At 60.4% G+C, this 11,701-nt stretch carries 10 protein-coding genes; all 10 read left to right on the top strand.

Going from position 1 to position 11,701, the window contains the following annotated elements; genetic code table 11:
* Positions 1-216: 216 nt before the first annotated feature.
* Genes rfbF through pseC form a run of 10 tightly spaced genes read left to right on the top strand, consistent with a single transcriptional unit; the run spans position 217 to position 11,680 of the window.
* Positions 217-990 (top strand): glucose-1-phosphate cytidylyltransferase, encoded by a 774-nt coding sequence (gene rfbF, locus KGB18_RS25340; protein ID WP_123720673.1) that lies wholly within the window; start codon positions 217-219, stop codon positions 988-990.
* Positions 972-2,054 carry a CDP-glucose 4,6-dehydratase gene (rfbG, locus tag KGB18_RS25335; protein WP_123720674.1) on the top strand — a complete coding sequence of 361 codons (1,083 nt, stop codon included), beginning with the start codon at positions 972-974 and terminating at the stop codon, positions 2,052-2,054. The genes rfbF and rfbG overlap by 19 nt, the downstream gene beginning before the upstream one ends.
* Positions 2,051-2,611 carry a dTDP-4-dehydrorhamnose 3,5-epimerase family protein gene (locus KGB18_RS25330; RefSeq protein ID WP_123720675.1) on the top strand — a complete coding sequence of 187 codons (561 nt, stop codon included), beginning with the start codon at positions 2,051-2,053 and terminating at the stop codon, positions 2,609-2,611. Before rfbG ends, KGB18_RS25330 begins: the two co-directional genes overlap by 4 nt.
* The gene (locus tag KGB18_RS25325; RefSeq protein WP_123720676.1) at positions 2,608-3,834 is read left to right on the top strand and encodes a class I SAM-dependent methyltransferase; all 1,227 of its coding nucleotides are present in this window, start codon (positions 2,608-2,610) and stop codon (positions 3,832-3,834) included. Before KGB18_RS25330 ends, KGB18_RS25325 begins: the two co-directional genes overlap by 4 nt.
* Entirely contained in the window at positions 3,831-4,688 is an 858-nt protein-coding gene (locus tag KGB18_RS25320) for an NAD-dependent epimerase/dehydratase family protein (RefSeq protein WP_123720677.1), read from the top strand. Before KGB18_RS25325 ends, KGB18_RS25320 begins: the two co-directional genes overlap by 4 nt.
* Positions 4,678-5,748: a class I SAM-dependent methyltransferase gene (locus KGB18_RS25315; RefSeq protein WP_223570686.1), complete on the top strand. Its 1,071-nt coding sequence runs from the start codon at positions 4,678-4,680 to the stop codon at positions 5,746-5,748. The genes KGB18_RS25320 and KGB18_RS25315 overlap by 11 nt, the downstream gene beginning before the upstream one ends.
* Positions 5,749-5,765: 17 nt before the next feature.
* Entirely contained in the window at positions 5,766-6,503 is a 738-nt protein-coding gene (locus tag KGB18_RS25310) for a cephalosporin hydroxylase family protein (RefSeq protein WP_123720679.1), read from the top strand.
* A gap of 51 nt (positions 6,504-6,554) precedes the next feature.
* The gene (locus KGB18_RS25305; RefSeq protein WP_123720680.1) at positions 6,555-9,488 is read left to right on the top strand and encodes a TIGR00180 family glycosyltransferase; all 2,934 of its coding nucleotides are present in this window, start codon (positions 6,555-6,557) and stop codon (positions 9,486-9,488) included.
* 30 nt (positions 9,489-9,518) lie between these two features.
* A complete protein-coding gene (pseB, locus tag KGB18_RS25300; RefSeq protein ID WP_201059583.1) occupies positions 9,519-10,520 on the top strand; it encodes a UDP-N-acetylglucosamine 4,6-dehydratase (inverting) in 1,002 nt (333 codons plus the stop codon).
* On the top strand, positions 10,517-11,680 hold the full coding sequence (gene pseC, locus KGB18_RS25295; protein WP_201059581.1) for a UDP-4-amino-4,6-dideoxy-N-acetyl-beta-L-altrosamine transaminase: 1,164 nt from the start codon (positions 10,517-10,519) through the stop codon (positions 11,678-11,680). The genes pseB and pseC overlap by 4 nt, the downstream gene beginning before the upstream one ends.
* Positions 11,681-11,701 lie beyond the last annotated feature (21 nt).

The raw sequence follows: 11,701 nt of genomic DNA, 5'->3' as shown, positions 1-11,701 counted from the left end.
ACAGCAATCACCTCCCACCTCAAAAAACCACCAACCCCCCATCAGTCGCCCACCCCAAGCAATTGGCTCACTTCCTGCAAGTCCCCCATATATCGCCATAAAACCTTCACTCCAAAGGCGTGAAGGCCCCAGTGGCTGCGGGTAAATGATGTGCATCTGACGGTTCGCCGACCCTTGCGGGGGTGGCCAAGCCGCGTGAAGAGCAAGAGGACAGCGATGAAGGCAGTAATTCTGGCGGGTGGTCTCGGTACGCGGATCAGCGAAGAGTCGCACCTCAAGCCCAAGCCAATGATCGAAATCGGCGGCAAGCCAATTCTTTGGCACATCATGAAACAGTATTCGGCCCACGGGATTCATGACTTCGTGATCTGCCTTGGCTACAAGGGCTACGCAATCAAGGATTTCTTCGCCAACTACTTCCTGCACACCTCCGACGTCACTTTCGACATGTGCAACAACCGCATGGACGTTCACCAGAACTACAGCGAGCCATGGCGCGTGACCCTGATCGACACCGGCGAAGACACCATGACCGGTGGCCGTCTGCGTCGTGCCGCGCGTTATCTGGAAGGCGAACAGGCGTTCTGCTTTACCTACGGCGACGGCGTCTCGGACCTCAATATTGGCGCTCTGGTGGACTTCCACCTGGCCCACGGCAAGCTGGCTACCGTGACCGCCGTGCAGCCGCCGGGACGTTATGGCGCCCTGGAGCGCGACGGTGACAGCGTTAAAGGATTCATTGAGAAGCCACGCGGTGACGGCGGCTGGATCAATGGTGGTTTCTTTGTGCTGTCGCCAAAAGTGCTGCCGTACATTGGCGACGATCAAACTTCCTGGGAAGCCGAGCCGCTGGCCGCGCTGGCCAGCGAACAGCAGTTGCAAGCCTTCCAGCACGACGGTTTCTGGCACCCGATGGACACCCTGCGTGACAAGAACCATCTCGAGGCGTTGTGGCTGAGCGGGGAGGCCCCATGGAAACAATGGGACTGAGCCCGGAGTTCTGGCGTGGCAAGCGCGTTCTGCTGACCGGCCATACCGGTTTCAAAGGCAGTTGGCTGACGTTGTGGCTGCAAAGTCTGGGGGCTGAGGTCAGCGGGTTTTCGCTTGACCCATCCACCGAGCCGAGCCTGTTCGAACTGGCGCGGGTGGCCGAAGGCATCAACGATCAGCGCGGTGACCTGCGTGATCTGGGCGCCTTGCTGGAACTGATCGCCGATGTGCAGCCGGAAATCGTCCTGCACCTGGCGGCTCAGCCGCTGGTGCGCGAAGGTTATCGCGATCCGCTCGGCACCTACTCCAGCAACGTCATGGGCACCCTCAATCTGCTCGAAGCGATCCGCCAGGTTGGCGGCGTGCGCGCCTGCGTGCTGGTGACCACCGACAAGGTTTATGCGAACAAGGAATGGCTGTGGCCGTATCGCGAGGACGAAGCCCTCGGCGGCCATGATCCTTACAGCAGCAGCAAGGCTTGCTGCGAATTGTTGGCGCAGTCTTATGCCGCGTCGTTTTTCCCGGCTGACAAGTACGCCGAGCACGGTCTGGCCCTGGCCACGGCGCGTGCCGGCAACGTGTTGGGCGGTGGAGATTTTGCCCCGGAACGTTTGATTCCTGATGTGCTCAAGGCCTGGTCGGCGGACGAGCCCGTGACCTTGCGCTACCCGCAAGCCGTGCGCCCATGGCAGCACGCGCTTGAGCCTTTGGCGGGTTATCTGCAACTGGCCGCCGGCCTCTACGAGCAAGGCCCGAAATTCGCCGGCGCGTGGAACTTCGGCCCGAGCGAAGCGGACATGTGCAGCGTCGGCGAAGTGGTCGAGCTGCTCGCCAGCCGCTGGCCGCAAGCGCGCGGCTTGCGCATCGAACCGAGTGATTTGCATGAGGCTGGTCTGCTGCGTCTGGACAGCAGCCGCGCCCGTCAACTGTTGGCCTGGCAACCGCGCTGGTCATTGCAGCAATGCCTGACCCAGACCCTCGATTGGCACCTGGCGTGGCAGAACGGCGATGACATGCGTGAAGTCACCCTGGGCCAGTTGAACCTGTACCGAGGCGCGCTGTGAGCGAATTTCTGTTGAAAGCCTTGCCGCTGGCCGGTCTGTTCAGCGTGCAACACAAACGCTTCGAAGATGATCGCGGGCACTTCGCGCGACTGTTCTGCGAAGGCAGCCTGAGCGCCTTCGGCCAGCCGTTTCACATTCGCCAGATCAACCATTCCTGCACACGTTTACGGGGCAGTGTGCGCGGCCTGCATTACCAGAACGCCAGTGCGCCGGAAGCCAAGTTGATCACCTGCCTGCGTGGTGAGGTCTGGGACGTGGCGGTGGACTTGCGCCCGGACTCCGAAACCTTTCTGCACTGGCACGCCGAACACCTGAAGGCTGGCGACGGTCGCAGTTTGCTGATCCCGGCCGGGTTCGCCCACGGTTTCCAGACCCTCACCGATGACGCCGAATTGCTCTACCTGCACAGCGCCGATTACACGCCTGCGCACGAGGGCGGTTTGAGCGTGAACGATCCACGGCTGGCCATCGCCTGGCCGTTGCCTGTCAATAATCTGTCGGCGCGGGATTCCAGCCATCCTTTGCTCGATGAACACTTCGCTGGAGTGCGTGTATGAATTGCCGTGGTTGCGGTACTCCTCTGGCTTTGCCGCTGATTGACCTGGGCACCTCGCCGCCGTCCAACGCTTATGTGCGCGCCGATCAACTTGAGCAAGCCGAACAATGGGTGCCGCTGAAAGTTGCGGTGTGTCAGCAGTGCTGGCTGGTGCAGACCGAGGATTACACCAGTGCCGACAGCCTGTTTGACGCCGAATACGCGTATTTCAGTTCGTTCTCCAGCACTTGGCTGGCCCATGCCGAGCGCTATGTGGCCGAGATGGTCGAGCGCTTCGGCCTGACCGCCGACAGCCGTGTGGTGGAAATCGCCGCCAACGACGGTTACCTGTTGCAGTACGTGGCCGGGCGCGGCATCCCTTGTCTGGGCGTCGAACCGACCCGCAGCACCGCACAAGCGGCGCGGGAAAAAGGCCTGGAGATTCGCGAACTGTTCTTCGGCCGTGATACCGCTGCGCAGCTGAACAGCGAAGGCTGGGCCGCTGACCTGATGGCCGCCAACAACGTGTTGGCCCACGTGCCGGACATCAATGATTTCCTCGGTGGTTTCGCCACTTTGCTCAAGCCGACCGGTGTGGCGACGTTCGAGTTTCCGCAACTGCTGACGCTGATGGCAGGGCAGCAGTTCGACACGCTGTATCACGAGCATTATTCCTACCTGTCCCTGACCGCCGTGCAGGCCTTGTGCGAACGCAATGGCCTGGAAGTGTTCGATGTCAGTCAGCTGTCGACCCATGGCGGTTCGCTGCGGGTGTTCGTCCAGCGTGTCGATGGCGAACGACGTGAAGTGCAGTCAGCCGTTCAGCAGCAGTTGCAGGCCGAACTTGCAGCGGGGGTGAAAACGCCTGAGTACTACACGACCCTGGCACCCGCTGCCGAACGCATCAAGCACCAACTGCTGCGGTTCCTGTTGCAGGCCAAGGCCGACGGCAAGCGCGTGGTCGGTTATGGCGCTGCGGCCAAGGGCAACACGTTGCTCAACTACGCCGGGGTCAAACCGGACCTGCTGGCCTGGGTCGCCGATGCCAATCCGCACAAACAGGGCAAGTACCTGCCGGGCAGTCGCATTCCAATCGTTTCGCCGGCGCAGATCGATCTGGAGAAACCCGATTACATCCTGGTTCTGCCATGGAATCTGTTGCACGAAGTCAGTCAGCAACTGGCGCAAGTACGGCAGTGGGATGGCCGCTTCGTGATCGCCGTGCCTGAGTTGACCGTGCTGTGAAAGTGCTCGTGACCGGTGCCACCGGGTTCGTCGGCCGTCATTTGGTCGAAGCCTTGCTCGCCCGTGGCTGTGAAGTCCGGGCCGTGGCGCGTAACGCCGAGGCCGCTGCGAGTTTGCCGTGGATCAATGCCGTGGAGTTCATCGCGGCGGATATTCACGCCGACGATCTGAACATCGCAGCGCTGACCGATGGCATCGACGCGCTGGCGCATCTGGCGTGGCCGGGGTTGCCGAACTATCAGGCGCTGTTCCATTTCGAGCATAACTTGATGGCCGACTACCGGTTCATCAAGGGCGCGGTCGAGGCGGGTGTGTCGCAAGTGTTGGTCACCGGCACCTGTTTCGAATACGGCCTGCAGAGTGGGCCGCTCAGCGAGCAGACCGATACGCGGCCGAGTAACCCTTACGGGTTGGCGAAGAACACGCTGCGGCTGTTCCTCGAAAATCTGCAGCGGGTTCAACCGTTCACCCTGCAATGGGCGCGGTTGTTTTACCTGCACGGGGAAGGGCAGAACCCGAACAGTTTGCTCGCAGCGCTGGACCGGGCAATCGAGGCTGGAGACCACAGCTTCAACATGTCAGCCGGCGAACAGCTGCGCGATTACCTGGCGATTGAAACGGCGGCCGGTTACCTCGCCGCGATCATGCAGCAGCGCGAATTCGACGGTGTGATCAATTGCTGCAGCGGCCAGCCGATATCGGTCAGAGCGCTGGTCGAACAACGGCTGCGTGAACGCGGCGCGTCGATCGATTTGAACCTGGGTCATTACCCATACGCGACCCACGAGCCGATGGCGTTCTGGGGCGTGGCGGACCGCTTGCAACAGCTACTGGGAGCAGAGCATGAAGCATGAGTTGTATCGGGTCGCCGACCTGCCGGTGTTGCAGAACCGTACCTTTGCCGACGCGCAATCGGCGAAAGCTTCTGCCAGCGCCGACATGGTGCTGGTGCAGGACGGGCAGAGCGGGCTGATCTTCAACCAGGCCTTCGATGCCAATAAGCTCAGCTACGACGCCGACTATCAGAACGAGCAGGCTCATTCCGGTCAGTTCCAGAAGCACCTGAGCGATGTCGAAGGGATCATTGCCCGCCACTTCAAGGGTCAGGAACTGATCGAAGTCGGTTGCGGCAAAGGCTACTTTCTTGAACTCCTGAAAGGCCTGGACTACGCCATCACCGGTATCGACCCGGCCTATGAAGGTGACAGCGTCGATGTGATCAAGGCGCCGTTCACTCGCGGTCTGGGTCTGTCGGCGGACGCGATTGTGCTGCGTCACGTGCTGGAGCATATCCAGGACCCGGTGAATTTCCTCGCCGAAATGGCCGATGCCAATCAGGGCGGGCAGATTTACATCGAAGTGCCGTGCTTCGACTGGATCCTGGAGCATCGTGCCTGGTTCGACCTGTTCTACGAGCACGTCAATTATTTCCGCCTCGATGACCTGCGCCGGATGTTCGGCACGGTGCATGAGGCCGGTCACCTGTTCGGTGGCCAATACCTGTACATCGTCGCTGACCTTGCGACATTGCGTCTGACGCCGGAGCAACCGGTGCCGCGCCTCGAGCTGCCTGAAGGTTTCACCAGCAGCCTTGAGCACGCGGTGCAGATTATTCAGGCCGCACCCGAGCAAGGTTCGGCGATCTGGGGCGCGTCCTCCAAAGGCGTGATTTATTCGCTGTTCCTGCAACGAGCGGGCGTGGCGGTGGATCGCGTAGTGGATATCAACCCGGCCAAACAGGGCCGATATCTGCCCCTGAGCGGCGCGCGGGTGTCCTCGCCGCAAGAGGCCATGGATGCGCTGCCCGAAGGCGCCAACCTGTTTGTGATGAACTCCAATTACCTCGAAGAAATCAAGCGGATGACCGGTGGACGCTACGTCTATCACGCCGTCGACAGCGCTTCGTTCCAGTGACTATTGAGATTAGAAAAATGACCGACAACACCATCAATAAAGCCTTCGAAGCCGAATGCCAGGCAGAAATCGCGCGTCAGGGCGACGACCAGAAACTCACCGCTCTGGCCCAGGATTTCTTCAACGAGTCGGCCAAGCACAAGTACAGCTACCACTTCTCGTGGATGGGCCGTCCGATCATTCAGTTGCCACAAGACATGATGGCGATGCAGGAAATTATCTGGCAGGTCAAACCCGACCTGGTGATCGAATGCGGCATCGCCCACGGTGGTTCGATCATTTACTACGCCTCGTTGCTGGAGCTGCAAGGCCACGGTGAAGTGCTGGGCATCGACCTCGACATTCGCCCGCACAACCGCGAAGCCATCGAAAGCCACCCGATGAGCAAGCGCATCAAAATGATTGAAGGTTCGAGCATCGACGCGGCCATCGCCGAGCAAGTGCGCGCTGCGGCCGAAGGCAAGAAAGTCATTCTGGTACTGGATTCCAATCACACCCACGACCACGTGCTGGAAGAGCTGCGCCTGTACGCGCCACTGGTCTCGGTGGACAGCTACTGCGTGGTCATGGACACCGTGGTTGAAGACATGCCGGCCGACTTCTTCCCCGACCGTCCATGGGGCCCGGGCGACAACCCGAAGACCGCTGTGTGGAAATACCTGGAAGAAAACGCTGACTTTGAAATCGACCGTCAGTTGCAGAACAAGCTGCTGATCACCGTGGCGCCGGACGGTTATCTGCGTCGCGTTCGTTAATCACTATTGAATGTAGGTTCTCGGCGTCTGGCCGGTTGTGGGGATAGAAATATGCGCGTTCAAAACACTGCTCGAAACGATGTGGCACCGCTGAATGAACGGTTGACGGTGGTGGTGATTTCCCACAACCGCAACGCCTATCTGCGGCGTACCTTGCAGTATTACAGCAGCTATCCCTGCACGATTCTGGTTCTGGACTCTTCGCTGAAGAGCGACGAGAACATTACCCGTGATTACCCGATGGTCGATTACCGGCACCTGCCGCAGTTCACCTACACCGGGTTGCAGGAAAAACTCGCCTATGGCGTGAATCAGGTGACCACGCCATACATGGTGCTGGCGGCCGATGACGATTTCCTGATTCACGGTGCGGTCACCGAGTCGCTGGAGTTTCTGGAAGACAACGCCGACTACGGCATGTGCCACGGCTACGGAATCATGTACCTGGCCCGCGCCACGGAAGTGAATTACTTCCGTCGCGATCGCAAGGGACCGGAAGATTATTGCTCGGATCAGGCCGAGGATCGCCTGATGCAATTCATGGGGCACTTCCTGCCGCCGTTCTATGCGGTCAGCCGCACGGCGTTGCTGCAAGACTGGCACAACGCGCTGCTGCCGGGCACCAGCTTCGAGTGGCAGGAAATCGGGCATGCCTATTACATGCTCGCACGCGCCAAGGCGCGGGTTTTGCCGATCCCGTTCGCCGTGCGGGAAATCCCCTACGGTGCCTCGGAGCACAACACCAACGTCCTGACGGTGTTGACGCTCAAGGACGCGAAAACCGTTGCCGACCGCGAGCACTTTGCCGAGTTTCTGGCCTCGTTGCCCACCGGTATGAGCCACAAGACGCTGGCCGAGGGCAAGCAGGTTGCACTGGACAGTTTCGCCACCATGGCCGACTGCCTGAATAACATGCGTTCGCTGAAGGGGACGCTGATTTTCACCTCGGCCTGGCTGGAGGCCGGCAAAGAGCCGGTGCGTACGTTTAATACCGAGCAGTTTGTCGAAATGCCGTTCTACAACCAGCCGGTGTTCGATCTGCTGACCGAATTCGAATTCCTTCTGCACACCATGCCCGCCGGTAAATTGCAATTGCAGGAACTGGAAGGCATTTTGCTCAAGCAGCATGAGCTGATGCGCGTTCATCCCAACGACAACGAGCGCACCCTGCGTAGCCGATTGTGGGAAGCCCTGAGCCTCTATGCGTTCAACCGCACCGTCATTGCACGTCTGACCGCGTCGTTGAAAGGCACCGAAGACGAGGAAGAAGGCCTCAAGCTGCAAGCCTGGGCCGAACGCCTGGCGTCGGTGCCGGCACAGGACGAACAGTCACTGTTCCAGAACATGCCGTCCGGGCGCCTGCTGGACTGGCTGGATGCGCGCAGCCCTGATGCAAAACAACTCAAGTCGATTGCGGCGCACTTGGCCAAACACAACGGCGGTCCGCAATTCGGGATCATGTTGCTGGACCTGGACGCCGACATGGTCAAGTTGCAGAGCACCTTTGACAGCCTGGTCAGTGGCCACTGCAAGGCCTTCAAACTGGTGGTGTTCACCACGGGTGATTTGCCGGCAACCACTTCGCCGCGTGACACCGTGCATTTTGTCAAAGTGACCGCGACCAATTACGTCGAACGCATCAACCAGAGTGTCGCACAGTCTACCGCCGACTGGCTGGTACTGGCCGAGGCCGGTGATCAGTTCACCGCCAGCGGCCTGCTGCGCGCCAGCCTCGAGTTGATGGGCGCTGAAGGCGTGCGCGCCGTGGCCATGGACGAAATCCAGCGTCAGGAAAACGGTTCCCTGAGCGATGTGTTCCGTCCGGGCGTCAACCTTGATCTGCTGCAAACCGTACCGTCGCTGATGGCCCGGCACTGGCTGATTCAGCGTGACGTTCTGGCTGACGCCGGTGGCTACTCGACTGAATACGCATCTGCACTGGAATTCGACTTGCTGCTGCGCCTGATCGAAAACGGCGGGCTGGGTGGCCTGGCGCATCTGGCCGAGCCACTGCTGATCTGCAACGCGCCATCCGCCGAGGAAAATCCTCACGAACGTCAGACCTTGACCCGTCACCTCAGGGAGCGCGGTTATCGCGGTCAGGTCAGCTCCGAGCTGCCGCAAACCTGGCAGATCGACTACCAGCACGCCGAACGGCCGAAGGTGTCGATCATCCTGCGCAGCGAGGACAATCTAGAGACGCTGCAAAGCGCCGTGGTCAGCGTGTTGCAACGCACCCGTTATCAGCAGCATGAAATTCTGATTGCCGATAACCACAGCCAATCCGAAGAACTGGCGACCTGGCTGACCAGCCTGGAAGGTAAGGGCGATCGCCTGCGCGTCTTGCGCTCCGGCAAGCGTCTGAGCGCCTCGGCGCTGCATAACTTTGCCGTGCGCGAAGCCAAGGGTGCCTATGTGGTGCTGATGTCGGCTGACGCCGTGGTGGTCAACTCCAACTGGCTCGATAGTTTGCTCAATCAGGCCCAGCGTCCGGAAGTCGGGATTGTTGGCGCCAAGCTGATGGACATTCGTGGCGTCACCACGCAAGCCGGCCTGGTACTGGGCTTTAATGGTGTGGTGGGCTCGGTGTTTATCGATGAGCGCAAGGATGCCAAAGGCTATATGAACGGTCACCAGGTCGAGCAGAACTACTCGGCGGTGTCCGGGGCTTGCATGATGGTTCGCAAGGACCTTTATGAAGCGGTCGGCGGTCTGGACGAAGATCACTTCGACGAAGCTTTCGGCGATATCGATCTGTGCCTGAAAGCCGCCGATGCCGGCTACCTGACTGTCTGGTGCCCTCAGGCGCAGCTGCTGCACCCGGGCCTGTTGCCTGACGCGCCTCAGACCGCCGCGGCCTTGCAAGACAAGTGGCAAGCGCGCTTCGCGCACGATTCGGCCTACAACCAGAACCTGGCCTTGACCGGCAAGGGCTTTACCCTCGGCGACGCCTCCAGTGTGAACTGGGCGCAGTTGCTCGCATAAGCCTGGCTGACAGGTAAAAGGACTCAAGGCATGTTCAACGGTCAATCGATTTTCATCTCCGGCGGCACCGGCTCGTTCGGGCGCAACTTCATCCGCCGGCTGCTGGAGCAATACCAGCCCAAGCGGGTGGTGGTGTTTTCCCGTGATGAGCTCAAGCAGTACGAGATGCAGCAGACGTTCAACGCGCCGTGCATGCGTTACTTCATCGGTGATGTGCGCGATGCCGACCGTTTGCGTCAGGCCATGCGCGGTATCGATTACGTGGTGCATGCCGCGGCCCTGAAACAAGTGCCGGCGGCGGAATACAACCCCACTGAATGCATTCGTACCAACGTCAACGGCGCGGAAAACATCATCGCCGCGGCCATCGACAACGGCGTGAAAAAAGTCGTCGCGCTGTCAACCGACAAGGCCGCCAGCCCGATCAACCTGTACGGCGCGACCAAGCTGCTGTCGGACAAACTGTTCGTGGCTGCCAACAACATTGCCGGTGAACAGCAGACCCGCTTTGCCGTGGTGCGCTACGGCAACGTCGCCGGTTCGCGGGGGTCGGTGGTGCCGTTCTTCAGCAAACTGATTGCCGAGGGCGCCAAAGAGCTGCCGATCACCGATGAGCGTATGACGCGTTTCTGGATCACCCTCGATCACGGTGTGAAATTTGTGCTCGATAGTTTTGCCCGCATGCACGGAGGTGAAGTGTTTGTGCCGAAGATCCCGTCGATTCGCGTCGTCGATCTGGCGCGGGGCATGGCTGAGCATTTGCCGCACAAAAACGTCGGTATTCGTCCAGGGGAAAAACTCCATGAGCTGATGGTGCCGCTGGACGACGCGCGCATGACCCTGGAGTTCGATGATCACTACACCATTCAGCCATCGATTCGTTTCACCAGCGTCGACGTGGATTTTGCCGTGGACAAACTGGGCGAGCAGGGCCGGCCGGTGAGCGAAGATTTCGAATACCGCTCCGACACCAACCCGCACTTCCTGTCGGTCGGCCAGATCGCTGACCTGCACGCAGAGCTGTCGGCATGATTCCCTACGGTCGGCAAAGCCTCGATCAGGATGACATCGATGCGGTGGTTGCCGTGTTGCAGTCCGACTGGCTGACGCAAGGGCCGACCATCGAGCGTTTCGAACAGGCCATGGCCGAGCGTTGCCAGGCCGGTTTCGCGGTGGCGGTGTGCAATGCCACGGCGGCGTTACACATTGCCTGCCTCGCCGCGGGCCTCAAGCCGGGCGATCGCTTGTGGACTACGCCGAACACTTTCCTGGCCTCTGCCAACTGCGGTCGCTACTGCGGCGCCGAGGTCGATTTTGTCGATATCGATCCGCTGACCTGGAACCTCGACGCCTACACTTTGGCGTCTAAGCTTGAGATCGCCGAGCGCGACGGCAAGCTACCGAAAGTGCTGGTGGCGGTGGCGTTCTCCGGGCAGAGCTGCGATATGCGCATGATCGCCGAACTGGCCGAGCGCTATGGTTTCACCGTGATCGAGGATGCCTCTCACGCGGTCGGTGCGTCTTACGCCGGGCGTCCGGTGGGTTGCGGCGAATTCGCGGCGATGACGGTGTTCAGTTTTCACCCGGTGAAGATCATCACCAGCGCCGAAGGCGGCATGGTGCTGACCAATCGCCCGGAACTGGCCGAGCGCTTGCAGCGCCTGCGCAGCCACGGCATGACCCGTGACCCTGCGCAGATGACCGAACCCAGCCATGGTCCCTGGTACTACCAGCAAGTGGAACTGGGCTTTAATTACCGCATCACCGACCTGCAAGCGGCCCTCGGTCTGTCGCAGCTGAACAAGCTCGATGGTTTCATCGAGCGTCGTCGCGAGCTGGCGGCGCGTTATGAGCGGTTGCTGGCGTACTTGCCGCTGACCTTGCCCGGCGCGCAGCCGGAGGCCGAGTCGGCGTGGCATCTGTACGTGGTGCGCTTGCAGACGGAGCGGATCAGCCTCAGCCATCGACAGGTGTTTGAAGGCTTGCGAGCGGCCGGGGTGGGTGTGAACCTGCACTATATTCCGCTGCACTTGCAGCCGTACTATCGCGACCTGGGTTTTGCCGAGGGGGATTTTCCCCAGGCTGAACGTTATTACGCCGAGGCCATCAGCTTGCCGCTGTTTCCTCTGCTGAGTGATCAACAACAGGATTATGTGGTCGAGCAATTGCGACGACTGATCCTTGAGGCGTAGTGACTTGAGGAGTAGTGACTC

Source organism: Pseudomonas sp. BF-R-26 (assembly GCF_019947395.1).
Lineage (GTDB): Bacteria > Pseudomonadota > Gammaproteobacteria > Pseudomonadales > Pseudomonadaceae > Aquipseudomonas > Aquipseudomonas farris.
Note: the sequence above shows the minus strand (reverse complement) of the source record. Positions and strands in the feature narration are given on the sequence as shown.

Excerpts from the sequence above, each read along its gene's own strand:
- rfbF (WP_123720673.1), top strand. The coding sequence starts at position 217 with ATGAAGGCAGTAATTCTGGCGGGTGGTCTCGGTACGCGGATCAGCGAA.
- rfbG (WP_123720674.1), top strand. The coding sequence starts at position 972 with ATGGAAACAATGGGACTGAGCCCGGAGTTCTGGCGTGGCAAGCGCGTT.
- KGB18_RS25325 (WP_123720676.1), top strand. The coding sequence starts at position 2,608 with ATGAATTGCCGTGGTTGCGGTACTCCTCTGGCTTTGCCGCTGATTGAC.
- KGB18_RS25315 (WP_223570686.1), top strand. The coding sequence starts at position 4,678 with ATGAAGCATGAGTTGTATCGGGTCGCCGACCTGCCGGTGTTGCAGAAC.
- KGB18_RS25310 (WP_123720679.1), top strand. The coding sequence starts at position 5,766 with ATGACCGACAACACCATCAATAAAGCCTTCGAAGCCGAATGCCAGGCA.
- KGB18_RS25305 (WP_123720680.1), top strand. The coding sequence starts at position 6,555 with ATGCGCGTTCAAAACACTGCTCGAAACGATGTGGCACCGCTGAATGAA.
- pseB (WP_201059583.1), top strand. The coding sequence starts at position 9,519 with ATGTTCAACGGTCAATCGATTTTCATCTCCGGCGGCACCGGCTCGTTC.
- pseC (WP_201059581.1), top strand. The coding sequence starts at position 10,517 with ATGATTCCCTACGGTCGGCAAAGCCTCGATCAGGATGACATCGATGCG.